Annotated in this window: 16 protein-coding genes; 10 read left to right on the top strand and 6 right to left on the bottom strand. The window is 68.2% G+C overall.

The window, feature by feature from the left end; genetic code table 11:
* Positions 1-10: 10 nt before the first annotated feature.
* The gene (locus tag ACFOYU_RS03845) at positions 11-2,761 is read right to left on the bottom strand and encodes a [protein-PII] uridylyltransferase (RefSeq protein WP_377032464.1); all 2,751 of its coding nucleotides are present in this window, start codon (positions 2,759-2,761) and stop codon (positions 11-13) included.
* Positions 2,762-3,025: 264 nt separating this feature from the next.
* Between ACFOYU_RS03845 and ACFOYU_RS03840 the strand changes: the two genes are divergently transcribed.
* From ACFOYU_RS03840 to ACFOYU_RS03825, 4 genes are all read left to right on the top strand, one after another.
* Positions 3,026-3,994 carry an aliphatic sulfonate ABC transporter substrate-binding protein gene (locus ACFOYU_RS03840; protein ID WP_226736984.1) on the top strand — a complete coding sequence of 323 codons (969 nt, stop codon included), beginning with the start codon at positions 3,026-3,028 and terminating at the stop codon, positions 3,992-3,994.
* Positions 3,995-4,120: 126 nt separating this feature from the next.
* Positions 4,121-4,873 (top strand): ABC transporter permease, encoded by a 753-nt coding sequence (locus ACFOYU_RS03835; protein WP_377032494.1) that lies wholly within the window; start codon positions 4,121-4,123, stop codon positions 4,871-4,873.
* A gap of 201 nt (positions 4,874-5,074) precedes the next feature.
* Positions 5,075-5,863 carry an ABC transporter ATP-binding protein gene (locus tag ACFOYU_RS03830; RefSeq protein ID WP_377032463.1) on the top strand — a complete coding sequence of 263 codons (789 nt, stop codon included), beginning with the start codon at positions 5,075-5,077 and terminating at the stop codon, positions 5,861-5,863.
* Between the two features lie 20 nt (positions 5,864-5,883).
* Positions 5,884-6,402 carry an OsmC family protein gene (locus ACFOYU_RS03825; protein ID WP_226736988.1) on the top strand — a complete coding sequence of 173 codons (519 nt, stop codon included), beginning with the start codon at positions 5,884-5,886 and terminating at the stop codon, positions 6,400-6,402.
* A gap of 2 nt (positions 6,403-6,404) precedes the next feature.
* On the opposite strand, the gene ACFOYU_RS03820 is transcribed toward ACFOYU_RS03825, so the two are convergent.
* Entirely contained in the window at positions 6,405-7,703 is a 1,299-nt protein-coding gene (locus tag ACFOYU_RS03820) for a penicillin-binding protein activator (protein WP_377032462.1), read from the bottom strand.
* A gap of 123 nt (positions 7,704-7,826) precedes the next feature.
* Here ACFOYU_RS03820 and rsmI point away from each other — a divergent pair, with 123 nt between their 5' ends.
* Both rsmI and ACFOYU_RS03810 read left to right on the top strand, forming a co-directional pair.
* Positions 7,827-8,765 carry a 16S rRNA (cytidine(1402)-2'-O)-methyltransferase gene (gene rsmI, locus ACFOYU_RS03815; protein ID WP_377032461.1) on the top strand — a complete coding sequence of 313 codons (939 nt, stop codon included), beginning with the start codon at positions 7,827-7,829 and terminating at the stop codon, positions 8,763-8,765.
* Positions 8,762-9,139 (top strand): YraN family protein, encoded by a 378-nt coding sequence (locus ACFOYU_RS03810; RefSeq protein ID WP_377032460.1) that lies wholly within the window; start codon positions 8,762-8,764, stop codon positions 9,137-9,139. The genes rsmI and ACFOYU_RS03810 overlap by 4 nt, the downstream gene beginning before the upstream one ends.
* On the opposite strand, the gene ACFOYU_RS03805 is transcribed toward ACFOYU_RS03810, so the two are convergent.
* Positions 9,136-10,008, bottom strand: a complete 873-nt coding sequence (locus ACFOYU_RS03805) for a LysR substrate-binding domain-containing protein (RefSeq protein WP_226736996.1) — start codon at positions 10,006-10,008, stop codon at positions 9,136-9,138. The genes ACFOYU_RS03810 and ACFOYU_RS03805 overlap by 4 nt on opposite strands.
* A gap of 238 nt (positions 10,009-10,246) precedes the next feature.
* On the opposite strand from ACFOYU_RS03805, the gene ACFOYU_RS03800 reads away from it, so the two are divergent.
* Entirely contained in the window at positions 10,247-10,537 is a 291-nt protein-coding gene (locus ACFOYU_RS03800; protein ID WP_226736998.1) for a DUF1127 domain-containing protein, read from the top strand.
* 2 nt (positions 10,538-10,539) lie between these two features.
* Here ACFOYU_RS03800 and ACFOYU_RS03795 read toward each other — a convergent pair whose 3' ends face one another.
* Positions 10,540-11,409, bottom strand: a complete 870-nt coding sequence (locus ACFOYU_RS03795; RefSeq protein ID WP_226737000.1) for a lipid kinase — start codon at positions 11,407-11,409, stop codon at positions 10,540-10,542.
* Between the two features lie 165 nt (positions 11,410-11,574).
* On the opposite strand from ACFOYU_RS03795, the gene gshB reads away from it, so the two are divergent.
* On the top strand, positions 11,575-12,519 hold the full coding sequence (gene gshB, locus ACFOYU_RS03790) for a glutathione synthase (protein WP_226737002.1): 945 nt from the start codon (positions 11,575-11,577) through the stop codon (positions 12,517-12,519).
* Positions 12,520-12,591: 72 nt separating this feature from the next.
* Here gshB and hemW read toward each other — a convergent pair whose 3' ends face one another.
* Positions 12,592-13,752 carry a radical SAM family heme chaperone HemW gene (gene hemW / locus ACFOYU_RS03785; protein ID WP_377032459.1) on the bottom strand — a complete coding sequence of 387 codons (1,161 nt, stop codon included), beginning with the start codon at positions 13,750-13,752 and terminating at the stop codon, positions 12,592-12,594.
* Between the two features lie 207 nt (positions 13,753-13,959).
* Here hemW and ACFOYU_RS03780 point away from each other — a divergent pair, with 207 nt between their 5' ends.
* Both ACFOYU_RS03780 and ACFOYU_RS03775 read left to right on the top strand, forming a co-directional pair.
* On the top strand, positions 13,960-14,634 hold the full coding sequence (locus tag ACFOYU_RS03780) for a TetR/AcrR family transcriptional regulator (protein WP_377032458.1): 675 nt from the start codon (positions 13,960-13,962) through the stop codon (positions 14,632-14,634).
* A gap of 103 nt (positions 14,635-14,737) precedes the next feature.
* Positions 14,738-15,211 (top strand): DUF2852 domain-containing protein, encoded by a 474-nt coding sequence (locus tag ACFOYU_RS03775; protein ID WP_377032457.1) that lies wholly within the window; start codon positions 14,738-14,740, stop codon positions 15,209-15,211.
* Positions 15,212-15,274: 63 nt separating this feature from the next.
* On the opposite strand, the gene rdgB is transcribed toward ACFOYU_RS03775, so the two are convergent.
* Complete coding sequence (gene rdgB / locus ACFOYU_RS03770; protein ID WP_377032456.1) at positions 15,275-15,919, bottom strand: RdgB/HAM1 family non-canonical purine NTP pyrophosphatase; 645 nt, start codon at positions 15,917-15,919, stop codon at positions 15,275-15,277.

Raw genomic sequence — 15,919 nt, 5'->3', positions numbered from 1 at the left:
GAACCACAAATCAAGCGCTGCGCCGCTGAAGCGGGGCAGTTTCCTCCGCCTTGAACACGTCGAGCAGGGTCCGGCGGATGGTGGCCTGGCGGCTCGCATGGGTCACCTTGGTGCCGGTGAGATCGGTCACGTAGAACACGTCCACGGCCTTTTCGCCGAAGGTGACGATGTGCGCCGAGGCGATGTTGAGGTTGAGCTTCCCCAGGGCCGTGGTGAGATCGTAGAGCAGGCCCGGCCGGTCCAGTCCGGAGATTTCGATCACCGTCTGGCGGTTCGACAGGGAATTGTCGATGGAGACCTCCGGCGGCACGTGGAAGGCCTTGGCGCGCTCCTTGGCCGGGCGCTTGCCGTCCACGAGGTCGGCGATCTTCACCTCGCCCTTGAGGGCGCGCTCGATGGCGGTGGCAACCCTCTCGGCGCGGCGCAACTCGTCCTCGTCCCGGTCGAAGGCGCGCGACAGCACGATGGTGTCGAGGGCCATGCCGTCCGTGGTGGTGAAGATCTGCGCGTCGACGATGTTGCCGCCTGCCGCCGCGCAGGCGCCGGTGATGATGGCGAGCAGGCGCGGATGGTCCGGCGACAAGACGGTGAGCTCCGTCACGCCCCGGAACTGGTCGGTCTCGAAACAGGTGGTGACCGTGCGTCCGGCCTCCTCGGCCCGGCGGACGAAACGGGCCTGTTTCGCGCGCCGGTCCTCGTCGGTCTTGAGCCAGTACGCGGGCGTGTGGCGGGCCGCATAGGCCTCGAACACGTCCTGCGGCCAGTCGGCGAGCTGGGCGCGAAGCTGCTCCTGCGCCAGGCGCACCCGCTCGGAGCGGGCGAGATCCGTCGCGCCGCCGCCCAGCACCACTTCGGTCTCGTGATAGAGGGTGCGCAGGAGCTGCCCCTTCCAGCCGGTCCAGACGCCCGGTCCCACGGCGCGGATGTCCGCCACCGTGAGGACGAGGAGCAGCTTGAGGCGCTCCATGGTCTGCACCACCTCGGCGAAGCTCTTGATCGTGGCCGGGTCCGAGAGGTCGCGGCTCTGCGCCGTGTTCGACATCAGGAGGTGGTGCTCGATCAGCCATGCCACGGTGTTGGTCTCGGCCTCGGTCAGGCCGAAGCGCGGGCCGAGCTTGCGGGCGATCGTGGCGCCGGCCTCCGAATGGTCCTGCGGGCGGCCCTTCGCGATGTCGTGCAGGAACACGGCCACGTAGAGCGCGCGGCGGTTCTGGATGGAGGAGAAGATCTGGTTCACGAGCGGATGCTCGTTGCCGAACTGCCCCGTCTCGATCTCGGTCAGGATGCCGATGGAGCGGATCAGGTGCTCGTCCACCGTGTAGTGGTGGTACATGTTGAACTGCATCATCGCGACGATGCGGCCGAAATCGGGAATGAAGCGCCCGAGCACACCCGCCTCGTTCATGCGGCGCAGCACCACTTCCGGTACGTTCTTGGAGGTGAGAATGTCGAGGAACAGCCGGTTCGCCTCGCGGTCGTTGCGCAAGGTGGGGCCGATCAGCGACAGGGAGCGCGTCGCGAGCCGGGTCGCGTCCGGATGGATCGGCAGGTTGTGCCGGTCGGCGAGCCAGAACAGGCGGATGAGGTTGACCGGGTCGCGCTCGAACGCCGTCTCGTCGCTGACGTTGATGCGGTCGTTGTCGATGACGAAGCCTTGCTCGGCGAGCGCTCCGCCGCGGCGGCGGCGGAAGCGTCCGAACATGCGGTCGAGCACCGGACGGCGCTTGGCCTGGCGCGCCTCGAGCTCGGCGCACACGATGGCGGTGAGGTCGCCCACATCCTTCGCGATGCGAAAGTAAGCCTTCATGAAACGCTCGACGGCCGACAGGCCGCTGCGTCCCGTGAAGCCGATCCGCTGGGCAATGACGCGCTGGTGGTCGAAGGTCAGCCGCTCCTCGGCCCGTCCCGTGGCGAAGTGCAGATGGCAGCGCACGCGCCACAGGAACTCCTCGCAGCGGGCGAAGAGGTTGAACTCGTCCGGCGTGAAGAGCTCCGCCTTCACCAGCTCCTCCGGCTCCCGGACGCGATAGACGTATTTCGCGATCCAGAAGAGCGTGTTCAGGTCGCGCAGGCCGCCCTTGCCGTCCTTGACGTTCGGCTCGACCAGGTAGCGGGAGGCGCCGGCCTTGGCGACGCGGGCATCGCGCTCCTTGAGCTTCGCGTCCACGAAGTCGGCAGCCGAGGTGGCGACGATCTCCCGGTCGAAGCGCTCCATGAGCGTGTCGTAGAGCATCGGGTCGCCGAACAGGAAGCGCGCTTCGAGGAGGGAGGTGCGGATGGTCATGTCCGCCGCCGCCTCCCGGATGCAGTCCTCCACCGAGCGGGTGGCGTGCCCGACCTTCAGCTTCAGGTCCCAGAACACGTAGAGCATGGCCTCGACCACGCTCTCGCTCCAGGCCGTCTGCTTGTAGGGCAGCAGGAACAGGAGATCGACATCCGAGCCGGGCGCGAGCGTCCCGCGCCCGTAGCCGCCGGTCGCCACCACGGCGAGGCGCTCGCCCATGGACGGGTTGTTGGCCGGATAGAGATGCCTCACCACCGCGTCGTGGACGCCGCGAACGAGCGCGTCCATCTGCTTGGAGAGATAGCGGGCGCAGTCGAGGCCGTTCTGGTTTTCGAGGAGCCGCGCCTCGGCCGCGGCATGGCCTTCGTCGAGAAATCTCCTGAGTTCGGGCACCAGGCGGGAGCGCAGGAGACCCGGGTCCCGCAAGGGCTCGCGACCCAGATTCTGGAGAATGGTCTCGACGGAGAGGCTGGACATGGGCGACCGTGCTTGAACGCGTGTCCCGGCTTACCATTTCGCGGGGGCTTCGCCCATGGCCTACCCGGTGGACATTCGTCGCAGCATCTGGTTTGTTCTTTTTACAAGACGCTGTTTGACAAAAGAAACGAACAGTTCTACAAAAAGGACACGCGCCGATTTGAGCAAGCAGCTTGCGGGCGCGAAACAAGTGCAGCTAAAGCGCCGGGCGCCGGAACCCTCGGGTTGCGAGCTCCCATGCGCGGAACATGGGACCCGATACCGATGAGCCTGACCCGCCGCCTTCTCCTCGCCGCCTCCCTCGCCACCGGACTTTCATCCTTCGCCACCGCCGCCTCCGCGCAGGTGGAGGAAGTGCGCCTGGACTTCGCCACCTACAACCCTGTCAGCCTCGTCCTGAAGGACAAGGGCTTCCTGGAAAAGGAACTCGCCAAGGACGGCATCAAGGTCCGCTGGGTGCAGTCGCTCGGCTCCAACAAGGCCCTCGAATTCCTCAATGCCGGATCCATCGATTTCGGCTCCACGGCCGGGGCCGCGGCGCTGATCGGCAAGATCAACGGCAACCCGATCAAGTCGATCTACGTCTATTCCCGCCCCGAATGGACGGCCCTCGTCGCGGGCAAGAACTCCGAGATCGCCAAGGTCGAGGACCTGAAGGGCAAGCGCGTCGCGGTGACCCGCGGCACCGATCCGCACATCTTCCTGGTGCGCGCCCTGCAGGACGCCAAGCTCACCGAGAAGGACGTGAAGCTGGTTCTGCTCCAGCATCCCGACGGACGCACCGCGCTGGAGCGCGGCGACGTGGATGCCTGGGCCGGCCTCGATCCGCTGATGGCGGCAGCCGAGGTGGAGAGCGGCGCCAAGCTGTTCTACCGCAATGCGGCCGCGAACACCTGGGGCATCCTCAACGTCCGCGAGGCCTTCGCCAAGGAGAACCCGGCCCTCGTCGGGAAGGTGCTGAAGGCCTATGAGGAGGCGCGGGCCTATGCGCTCGCCAATCCGGAAGAGCTGAAGAAGATCCTCGTGTCCTACACCAAGCTGCCCGAGCCGGTGATCGAGCGTCAGCTCGAGCGCACGGAGCTGACGCACTCCACCATCGGGCAGCCGCAGGTCGACACGATCCTGGCCGCCGGCCTCGCCCTGCAGCAGGCGGGCGTCATCGCCGCCGACACGGACGTGAAGGCCGCCGTCGATTCCCTGATCGACCGCAGCTTCGCGACCGCCTCTCGATAAGCTTCATCACGGGAGAGCGCCGTGACAGGCCAAGCCCAAAGCCACGCCTGGTCCTCCCATAAGGGTGCCGCCGCTCTCGCGGCCCCTCCCCTTGCCGGGAAGAAGCGCCAGGCCTTCGATTGGCGCATTCTTCTCGGCTTTTTGCTGCCCATCGCCATTGCGCTGCTGTGGGAAGCCGCCGTCGCCCTGGGCCTCGCGCAGGGCCGCCTCGTACCGCCGCCGAGCCGCATCGCCGCAACGCTTCTGGCGCTTTCCGAAACAGGCGAATTGTGGACCCATGTCTGGGCCACGCTCTGGCGCATCCTGGTGGGATTCGTGATCGGCGCCGCGGCCGGAATCGCGTTCGGTGCGCTCTCGGGCACCAACCGGACGATCCGGCGCCTGCTCGACCCCACGCTCCAGGCGCTGCGCGCCATCCCGTCCATCGCCTGGGTGCCGCTCTTCATCCTGTGGCTCGGGATCTTCGAGGCTTCCAAGGTGGCGCTGATCGCGGTGGGCGTGTTCTTTCCGGTCTATCTCGGCATCGCGGGCGCGATCCTCTCCGTCGACCGCAAGCTGGTCGAGGTCGGCCACGTCTTCCGCCTGTCGCGCACGCAGCTCGCCCGGCGCATCCTGCTTCCGGCCGTCCTGCCGGAGGCGCTGATCGCCCTGCGCTCGGGCCTCGGCCTCGGCTTCATGTTCGTGGTCGCGGCCGAGTTCATGGGCGCCTCGGAGGGGCTGGGCTATCTCCTCGTCGACGGCCAGCAGATGGGCAAGCCCGACCAGATCCTCGCCGCCATCATCGCCTTCGCGCTTCTGGGCAAGATCGCCGACAGCCTGCTCGTCTACGGCACCAAGCCGCTGGTGCGCTGGCAGGACACCGTGCGGGAGCGCCTGTGATGCCGAACCTCGCCTCCCCGCCGTCATTCCGGGGCCGCGCAGCGGAGCCCGGAACCCGGAGCCGCGACGTCGGGCAGGGCAGGCGCAGCGGGTGCCGCGCGACTTCCCTTGAACGGTTGGCGTCTATGGGTTCCGGGCTCGGCCTCCGGCCGCCCCGGAATGACGGCGCGAACTGCCCAGCGCTGACGGGAGGCTTCTGACATGTTGAACCTCGAACACCTCTCCAAGACCTATGCCGACGGGACGCGGGCGCTGTCCGACATCAACCTCTCCGTCCGCGAGGCCGAGATCGTCGCGCTGATCGGCGGCTCGGGCTGCGGCAAGACCACCTTGCTGCGCCTCATCGCCGGCCTCGACCGGGCCAGCGCGGGCACGATCCGCCTGGACGACGAAGTGCTCTCGGGCCCTCACCCGGCCATCGGCATCGTGTTCCAGGAGCCGCGCCTCCTGCCCTGGCTGACGGTGTCCGACAACATCGCCTTCGGCCTCGACAGCGTGAGCGCCACCGAGCGCAAGGCGCGGGTCGCGCATGCACTGGAGAAGATCGGTCTCGTGGAGCATGCCGACCGCTGGCCGCGCGACCTCTCCGGCGGCCAGCAGCAGCGCGTCGCCATTGCCCGCGCCTTCGTGACCAACCCGAAGGTGCTCCTCCTCGACGAGCCGTTCTCGGCGCTGGACGCCTTCACCCGCGCGAGCCTGCACGAGCACCTGCTCGGCCTGTGGGAGGAGACGCGGCCCATCGTCGTTCTCGTGACGCATGACGTGCAGGAGGCCGTGACGCTGGCCGACCGGGCCATCGTGATGCAGCCGAAGCCCGGGCGCATCTTCGACGAATTGTCCTTGAGTCTCGCTCGCCCGCGCGACAAATCGGGGCTGCCGTTCGAATCCTCGGTGCGCCGCGTGCTGTCGGCACTGGACCAATCGCTCAATCCGCCGCAAAAACAGCCTCAGCGTGAAAAGGACCGCCAGGCCGCCGCGCTCTGGTGGTGACACAATCCAAGGACAACATCATGGACTCGACCGAACTGCGCGCCCTCCAGGCCCCGCTGAAGGATCAATACCGCAACGACCCGAACGCCGCCGTCATCACCCTGAAGGCGCAAGGCACCCTCGACGACCAGCACATCGCCTGCAAGGTCGAGACCGGCCGCGCCCTCGCTGTGGCCGGACTTCACCCGGCCACCGGCGGCTCGGGAGCGGAACTCTGTTCGGGCGACATGCTGCTCGAAGCGCTCGTGGCCTGCGCGGGCGTGACCCTCAAGGCGGTGGCGACCGCGCTCGAGATCGACCTGCGCCATGGCGCCGTGAAGGCCGAGGGCGATCTCGATTTCCGCGGCACGCTCGGGGTCGACAAGACGGCGCCCGTGGGCTTCAAGGACATCCGCCTGACCTTCGAGGTCGACACCGACGCGCCGCAGGAGAAAATCGATCAGCTCCTCAAGCTGACCGAGCGCTACTGCGTGGTGTTCCAGACCCTCAACAACAAGCCGGCCCTGAGCGCCACCCTGTCGCGACAGCCGGCGGCTTGAGGCTAGTTGCTCGCCATGAGCGTGCGCGGCGCCCCGCTCACCATCACGGTGGCGCCGCCGCGGATCTCCTGCACGGCGAGAGCGCGGTCGTTGGTGCCGTCGGGCTTGAAGCGGAACACGCCATCGGCGCCGGCAAAGCCCGACGGATCGGTGAGCGTGCCCTCCGCGAAGCGCTGCGCACCCCGCGCGCGGTTGAGCGCCACGGCAAGGGTCACCGCGTCGTAGGAGAGCGTGGCGAGGCGGATCGGGTCCGTGTTGAAGCGGGCGCGGTAGCGCGCGGCGAAAGCCTCGAAGCCGCGGTTGTCGGGCGCGGCGAACCAGCCGCCCTGCAGGGCGGGAAGCGCATAGACCCGCGCCTCGTTCCAGATGCCCGTGCCGAGAGGCTTCACCCGCTGAGGATCGAACCCCGCGGTCTGGAGGGCCTGCGCGACCATCGGCAGGCCGTCGCCGCTCTCGGGGATGAACACCGAATCCGCCTGAGGCGCCGCCCCGGCGATCGTGTGGGCCAGGCGCTGCACGGCCCCGTGCGGCTGTCCGGCCGGGTAGCGCTCGACGGCGACCACGCGAAGCCCGTGGCGGGCCGCCGCCTGCTGGAACTGGGCCTCGGCCACGCGGCCGTAAGTCGTCTCGGGGATGAGCGCCGCCACCGAGCGGCGGCCCTGCGAGGCCGCGTAGGAGACGATGCGGTCCACCTCGGCCTGGACCAGGAAGCTCAGGAGATAGACGCCGGGCGCGGCGACGCTCGTATCCGTCGAGAAGGCGACGACGGGCTTCGCCGACTGGCGGGCCACCTGTCCGGCCGCCTGGACGGAGCTGGCGAAGAGCGGGCCGAGGATCAGCTCGGCGCCTTCCGCGACGGCCTGGCTCGCGGCCTCGCTCGCCCCCTCGGGCGTGCCGCGGTCGTCCTTCACCAGCACGGTGATTTCGCTGCTTCCGGCCTCGGCCAGGGCCAGATCGGCGGCATTCTTCATGCTCTGCGCCGCCACGGCGCTCTGCCCCTGCCCGGTCAGCGGCAGGATGAGCGCGACCCGGACCGGGCCGCTGCCGATGGTCGTCCCGCCCGACGCCATGGGCATGGCCCCCGGCAGGGTACCGGCGGGCCCGGCGGGTGCAGCCGGATCGGCCTCGTAGAGGGTCTCGGGCGGAGGCGGAGGAGCGGCCGCATTCCGGCCGACGGAACGCGGGGGAACCATGCTGCCGGACCCGATGCAGCCGGACAGCAGCAGGGTGGCGGCCAGGGCGGCAGCCCAGGCGCGCCGGCTCTTCGAGCCGCGGATCGAACGAGGAGAAAACCGTGCCATCTCCCAAGCCCCCATGGAAGCAGCCTATCGACAAACACGCCGATCATGGCCGGTAAAAGTAAACATTGTTTCCACGGCCTGCGGCTTTCGCCGGAGCGGGCCTTCATGCGACAGTAGCGAACGATGACCCAGAGAATCGACAACAGGACCAAGCGGCGGGACCCTGCCGCGCGCGTCAGCACCTTCACGGCCTTCGGCCTCGCCGCCGAGGCCGAGCCCCTATCGCCCGGCCTCTATGTGGTGGCGACCCCCATCGGCAACCTGAAGGACATTTCCCTGCGCGGCCTGAACGTGCTCGCCGCCGCCGATGCGGTTCTGGCCGAGGACACACGGGTCACCAAGACCCTGCTGGCCCATTACGGCATCACGACCCCTCTCCTGGCCTATCACGAGCACTCCACCGACGCCGTCCGCGAGCGCATGGTGCAGCGCATCCGCGAGGGACAGGCCCTCGCGCTGGTGTCGGATGCAGGCACGCCCCTGGTCTCCGACCCGGGCTACAAGCTCGTGCAGGCCGCCATCGAGGAAGGCCTGCCGGTGACGCCCATTCCCGGCCCTTCGGCCATTCTCACGGCGCTCGTGGTGTCGGGCCTGCCCACCGACCGCTTCTTCTTCGAAGGCTTCCTGCCGGCGAAAAGCGGCGCGCGCCGCTCGCGGCTCGCCGAAATCGCATCGATTCCGGGCACGCTGATGCTGTTCGAAGGCCCGCACCGCCTGCCCGAGATGCTGGCGGACGCCGCCGATGTGCTGGGCGAGCGCCAGGCCGTGGTGGCGCGCGAACTGACCAAGCTGTTCGAGACCATCCGGCGCGGCACCCTGCCGGAACTGGCGAGGCAATTCGCCGAGGAAGGACCGCCCAAGGGCGAGATCGTGGTGCTGATCGGCGAGGCCAGCGAGGAAATGCACGCGGCCGAGGCCGACGCGGCCCTCGACGGCAAGCTGGAATCCGCCCTGAAACACCACTCGATCAAGGATGCGGCGGCGCTCGTGGCGGCGGAGCTGAACATGCCGAAGCGCGAGGTCTATGCCCGCGCCCTCGCGCTCGCCAAGAAGGACGCATGAGAAACGCCGTCGAGCGCCGGCGCGCCACCTTCCTGCGCGGCCACAGGGCCGAGCTGATCGCGCTGCTGTTCCTGCTGTTGAAGGGCTACCGCCCCCTCGCCCGCCGCTATGCGGCTGCGGGCGGCGAAATCGACCTCATCGCCATGCGCGGCGACACCATCGCGTTCGTGGAGGTGAAGGCGCGCGGCCGGATGGACGACGCACTCACCGCGATCACGCCCGCCAAGCGCCGCCGCTTCTCCCGCGCCGCCCGGGCCTGGCTCTCACGCCATCCTTGGGCCGCCGCCAAGACCTGGCGGGCCGATGCGGTCTTCCTCGCCCCCCGCCGCTGCCCGCGGCACGTGGCGGGGGCGTTCGAGCTGGAGATGTCCTAGGCCACCATGCGCCGCGGCACGGCGAGCGCCTGGCGGATATGGCGCGCCATTTCCTGGACGATGGGGCCGCCGCCGTTCTTCGGCAGGTAGAGGTTCACCGTGAAGGGCGGGAGCGCGGGCAGCCCCGATTCGCGGCCCAGCACCTCGAGGTTTTCGGGAACGGTGGAGGCCATCCAGGCCATGACGGCAATATCGGCGGCGACCGTCGCCACCTGAGCGGAGGTGTTCGTCACCTCGGAGGCGGAGCGCCACTCGATGCCGGCCTGCTGCAGGGCCTCGCGGATGGGGGCACGGAAGGCGCAGTCGGAACAGCCGATCGACACGGGAAGCGGCCGCTGCCGCGCCGCCTCGCCGCCCGGGGCGCCGACCCAGACCAGCCGGTCCATGATGAGGTTTTCGCCATCCGGATCGCAGCTCATCTCGGTGGCGAGCACCACATCCACCTTGCCGGCGGCGAGTTCCGAACGGAGCTTCGCGCTCGACCCGCTCCGCAGGGTGATCTGCACGCGCGGGTAGCTGCGCGCGAAGCCCTTGAGAAAGGTCGGCAGGTAGGTGGTGATGATGTCGCTCGGGATTCCGAGCCGCACCTCGCCCTCGTAGACGGGGGTCGTGATCTCGGTCCAGATCTCGTCGTTGAGGGCGAGCATCCGCTTGGCGCGCCCGAACAGGCGCTCGCCCGCCGCCGTCAGCTTCATGCCGCGCCGGTCGCGGGTGATGAGCGCGTCGCCCACCATGTCTTCGAGGCGCTTGATCTGCTGGCTCACGGCCGCCTGGGTGAGATTGAGCAGACCCGCAGCGGCGGTCATGCCGCCCGCGTCGACCACGGCCACGAAGGCCCGCAGCAGGCTGACGTCGAGGTTGTGGGGCATGGGAAGCCTCCATAAAACTCTGTTATCTTCAATATAATGAACATTCGTTTCCGTTATGCAAGGCACAGGCGTAGAGTTCTCTCATCGCCGCTGACGGAAAGCTCCCGACGAGCACGGCAACGGCCCACGGCCCCGAGGATTCGAAGATCAGGAACTGCATCGCCACGCCGGACACCCGTCCGGCGAAGGACGGCGCTCGCCTCTCGGATCCTCACCGGCCCAACCGATGGAGAGAACCATGTCTCTGAGCATGACCCGCGAAGCGGCCCCCCGGCTTGCCGGATCGCGTGAAAGGAAGGGTCCGGGGTTGCTGAGCCGCCTTGCAGCCCTGGTGATGAGCGAGATCCGCGCGCGCCGCGACATGCGCCTGCTCGCCTCTCTCGACGACGCGGCTCTCCACGACATCGGCCTGGCCCGCGGAGAGGTCGAGGGCGTGGTTCGCTACGGCCGCTCATGGAAGAGCGAGCAGCCTGCCCCCGACGAGAGCACCGGGGCGGTCCTGCCGCCCTCCCTCACCGAATGGCGCTGAAGTCAGGGCGCGAAAACGGTGACGGCACAGGGTTTGATGGAAAAATGCGCCGGCGTCTTCGTGACGATCTCGCCATCGGCATTGACCGAGCGGGGACGCCGGGTGCGGATGTCGAACTCCTTCGCCCGGATGGCGCGGACCTCGCGCCAGGCGCCGTGCTCGCCGCTTCGGAAGGACCGCGCCATGAAGGCCATCTTCCAGGCGCGGTCGAATTCGAGGCTGTAGAGGTCGAGATGCTGATCGTCGATCGCCGCATCCTTCTCGACCGCGTTGCCGCCGCCGTAATACCGCCCGTTGCCGACCGCGATCTGCAGGGTCCTGACGCGGATGGCCTCCTTGTCGCTGGTGATGGTGGCGCGGAAGGGGCGCGCCTGCGCCAGCACGTTCATGGCCACGAGCGCATAGCCGAGACGGCCGAACCGCCGCTTGATGTCCCGCGTGAGCCTCTTCGCCAGATCGGCCGAGAGGCCGATGCTCGCCACGTTGAAGAACGGTTCGCCGTTGACGATGCCCAGATCGATCCTGCGGGTCTTGCCGGCGGCGATGACGTCCGCCGCATCATCGAGATCGAAGGGAATGCCCAGGGTGCGGGCGAGATCGTTGGCGGTGCCCAGGGGCAGGATGCCGAGGGGCAGGTTGGCCTCGATCACGCCGAACGCCGCCGCATTGATCGTTCCGTCGCCCCCGCCGACCACCACGCAATCCACCCTATCGGCATGTTCGACGATGATGGAGCCCATGTCCTCGCGCTTGTGGCATTCCACGTGAATGGGCTCGATATCGTGCGCCTTCAGTCGCTCGATGGCGAATCGGCACTGGGCCTCGCCGCTGCGGCTCTTGGAATTCACGATCAGAAGGGCGCGGCGTGTCATGACTTGTCAGAAATGTGGGCGATCATGCCTGTCGGCAAGGGAGGTGCGCTCCTGGGAAGGGCCGGGGACAACGCGCCCAACCTCATTTCGTTCGGCCAGCGTGCGAGAGCCTGTTGCCATTGATCCGTTTCGGGCCAATAACCCGCATCTCACGGAGGCTGACGCATGACCCTGACCGTCGCGGTCCAGATGGACCACATCAAGAACATCAAGATCGCCGGCGATACGGGCTTCGCGCTGCTCCTCGAAGCGCAACGGCGCGGGCATCGCGTCCTGCACTACACGCCCGACCGCCTGTCCATGCGCGACGGCGCGGTGACGGCGATGGCCGAGGCCGTCGAGGCGCGGGACGTGGAGGGCGACCACTTCACCCTGGCCGAGCCGGAACGGGTCGATCTCTCCACGGTCGACGTGGTGCTCATGCGCCAGGACCCGCCCTTCGACCTCGCCTACATCACCGCGACCCACATGCTGGAGCGCATCCATCCGAAGACGCTCGTGGTGAACGACCCCACTCATGTGCGCAACGCGCCGGAAAAGCTCTTCGTCACGCAGTTTCCGCATCTCATGCCCACGACCCTGATCTCCCGCGACAAGCAGGAGATCGAGGAGTTCCGGCGCGAGCACGGCGACGTGGTCATGAAGCCGCTCTACGGGCACGGCGGCGCGAGCGTGTTCAAGATCGGCCGGGAAGATCCGAATTTCGGCTCGCTCTACGACCTCTTCGCCGCCACCTTCCGCGAGCCCTGGGTGATCCAGCGATTCCTGCCGAAGGTGACGGAAGGCGACAAGCGCATCATCCTCATCGACGGCGAGGCGGCGGGCGCGGTCAATCGTGTTCCCGCGGCCAACGACATCCGCTCCAACATGGTGCGCGGCGGCGCCGCGAAGCCCACGGACCTGACGCCGCGCGAGCGCGAGATCTGCGAGACCATCGGCCCCCACCTGAAGCAGATGGGCCTCATCCTCGTGGGCATCGACGTGATCGACGGCAACCTGACCGAGATCAACGTGACCGCCCCCACGGGCGTGCGCGCCATCAAACGCCTCGGCGGACCGGATCTCGCGGTGAACGTGTGGGACGCGATCGAGGCGAAGGTGAAGCGATAGGCGCCTCCCGCCATCGTTTTCGAAGACGTGAATGGCCGGATCGAGTCCGGCCATGGCGAAGGACGGCGGCGCTTACGCCGCCAGTTCCGCAATCACCGCGTTGAGCACCGGAAATCCCTCCCGCGTCACCGCGAGGCGGTTGCCCTCGGTGCGGATGAGGCCATCCTCCAAGAGGTGGCGCACCTTGCGCGCGTTGAGCTCCCGCCCGGTGAAGGCCGTGTAGCGGCGCGGGTCGATGCCCTCCTTCAGGCGAAGCCCCATGAGCAGGAATTCGTCGCCCTCGGCCTCCGAGGTCAGGACCTCCTCCTCGACGATGCCGTGCCCCTCGCGCTCCACCTGCGCCAGCCAGGTCTCGGGGTGCTTCTCGGTCGAGGTCGCCAGCCGCGCATTGCCGGTGACGAGGCGTCCATGGGCGCCGGGGCCGATGCCGGCATATTCGCCGTAGCGCCAGTAGACGAGGTTGTGGCGGGATTCGGCGCCCGGCCGGGCGTGGTTGGAAATCTCGTAGGCGGGCAGCCCATGCGCCTCGCAGACCTCCTGCGTGACGTCGTAGAGCGCCCTGCCCGTCTCCTCGTCCGGAATCGTGATCTTGCCGGCATCGTAGAGTCGTTGGAACCAGGTGCCGGGCTCGATGGTGAGCTGGTAGAGCGAGAGGTGCTCCACCGCGTGGCCGATGGCCTGCTTCAGCTCCGCGCGCCACTCCTCCGGGGTCTGGTTGGGCCGGGCATAGATCAGGTCGAAGGAATAGCGCTCGAAGATGGAGGCCGCGATCTTCACCGCCGCCAGCGCCTCCTCGACCGAGTGCATGCGCCCGAGGCGGCGCAGGTCCGGGTCGTTGAGCGCCTGGACGCCCAGCGACACCCGGTTGATGCCGGCCGTCCGGTAGCCGCGGAAGCGGTCCGCCTCGACGCTGGTCGGATTGGCCTCCAGGGTCACCTCGGCGCCGGGATCGACCGCCCAGGCGCCGCCGATGGCGTCGAGAATGGCGCCCACCGTTTCCGGCTTCATGAGCGAGGGCGTGCCCCCGCCGAAAAAGATGCTGGTGACGGTCCGGCCGGGAATCCGCGCCGCATTGTGGGCGATCTCCCGCCGGAAGGCCGCGAGGAACCGTTCCTGGTCCACCGGCTGATGGCGGACATGGCTGTTGAAGTCGCAATAGGGACATTTGGAGGCGCAGAAGGGCCAGTGGACATAGACGCCGAAGCCCGCATCGCGCGTCGGATGCTCGATCATGGGCCGTATATGGCAGTTCCGGGCCTGAACGTCACCCTCGCCCTTGCCGCATCCCGGCCGTGCCGCCTCCGGCCGTGACGGCGGCTACGGTCGGGCGCGCCATTTCTGAACCTCTTTCCTCCGCCGCGGTTCATGTTCTAAGGGCTCTCGGCTGGCTTCGCCCGGGCAGGCGGTCTAGAGTTCGGCCAAGGAAGTACAGGTATCATCATGCGTCACTGGCGTGCCCCCTTCGACCGGCAGGGCTACCACCACGGCAATCTGAAGGAAGCGCTGATCGAGGCAGCCCAGCGCTTCATCGCCGAGCGGGGCATCGGGGGCTTCACCCTGGCCGATGCGGCCAAGCTCGTGGGCGTGACGCCGGCGGCGCTCTACCGGCATTTCCGCGGCCGCGAGGCCCTGGTGGCCGAAGTCGCCTTCCGCGGCTTCACGGAGCTGTCCAACCGGCTCGGCCGCGCCCTGCAGAGCGACGGCACGCCGCTGGAGCGCTTCACCCGCATGGGCGAGGCCTATCTGGCCTTCGCCGAGCAGGAGCCCGGCTTCTACGCCGCCATGTTCTCGGCCAAGCCCGCGGATGGCGGGGCCTGTGTCCCCGGGGGTCCCAAAGCGGAGGCCAAGCCCGCGGAGAAGCCCTCGGGCGGCAATGCCTTCGATTTCCTGGTCCATGCCCTGTCCGACACCTTTCCCGACGGATTCAAGGGCGTCGACGTGCGCTTCGTCGCCATCGAGGTCTGGGCCCTGTCCCACGGCATCGCCACCCTCGACGCGGCGGGACAGCTGCCGAAGGGGCCGGGCCTTCCCGACAAGTACGAACTGCTTCGCGCCGGCGTGCTCGCCCTCGTCCACGGCGCCCTGCAGCGGGGCCAGGGCGACCCTGCCCGCTAGCCTGCACGGATTCCTTCGAAAAATATCTGGCCGCCATGTCTTGAAAGCGCGGCCAGGGCCCCGCATGTAAATGTTGTTAGCATTAACATAGCGGGACCCTTCGATGTCTGATTCTGCTTCAACCGCCTGGAACACGGGCCCGAATTCGGGCCCCTGGAACAACGGCGCTCAACGCCGCTGCGGGCGTCCGCCCCGGCGCGCGTTGGAAATCGCCGGAATCGTCCTGGGCTTCATCTGGTTCTGGCCGCTCGCGCTGGCCTATTTGGTTTGGAAACTCATGGGATATCCAAAATACGACGAGGCGAAAGCCTATTTCCGCGAGAACTTCAGCCGCGTGACGGATGATCTTTTCGCATCCAACCGCTCCGCGGGCGGCTTCGGCGCCGGCACCGGCAACGCCGCCTTCGAGGAGTACCGTCGCAACGAGCTGCGTCGCCTCGAGGAAGAGCGCCGCAAGCTCGACGAGGAGGCTCGCGCCTTCCGCGATTTCGTCGAGGAGCTGAAGCGGGCCAAGGACCGCGAGGAGTTCGACGCCTTCATGGCCCGCCGCCGCTCCGAGCGGAACGACGGTCAGTGAACGCCTAAAAAACGGCTCGGCCAAGCCTCGGACGGAGCGCCCCTCGGGGCGCTCCGTTGCGTTTCAGGCCCGGCGCAGGCACCCGGCCGCCAGCTTCACGAAGGCCCGCGCCCGGTGGGACAGCGCCTGGGGCTCCGGCTTCGACCAGTCGATGCCGTGCTTCTCCTCCGAGGAGATCTCTCCGAAGGTCTCGGCATATCCATCGGGCTGGAACATGGGATCGTAGCCGAATCCTTGCGTTCCGCGCGGCGGCCAGGCGACCCGACCGAAGACCCGTCCCTCGAACAGCTCCTCGTGCCCGTCCGGCCAGGCGACCACCAGGGCGGAGACGAAATGGGCCTTCCGGTTGCCCGTCTCCGTCACGCCACGCTTCTGCAGCTCGCGCTCGACCCGCGCCATGGCGCCGGGGAAATCCTTGTTCGGCCCCGCCCAGTTGGCCGTGAACAGGCCCGGAGCGCCGTCGAGCGCATCGACGCAGAGCCCCGAATCGTCCGAAATCGCCGGCAGGCCCGTGGCCTTGGCGGCCGCATGGGCCTTGATGGCCGCGTTCTCGGCGAACATGTGGCCGGTCTCGTCGGGCTCGGGCAGGCCGAGCTCGCCCGCCGAGACCGCCTCGATGCCGAAGGGCGCGAGAAGCTCCCTCATCTCGCGCAGCTTGCCAGGATTGTGGGTCGCGATGACGACCTTGCCGGTGAGCTGACGGGGCAT

This window comes from Microvirga sp. GCM10011540, assembly GCF_042650665.1.
GTDB classification, from domain to species: Bacteria; Pseudomonadota; Alphaproteobacteria; order Rhizobiales; family Beijerinckiaceae; genus Microvirga; species Microvirga lenta.
Note: the sequence above shows the minus strand (reverse complement) of the source record. Positions and strands in the feature narration are given on the sequence as shown.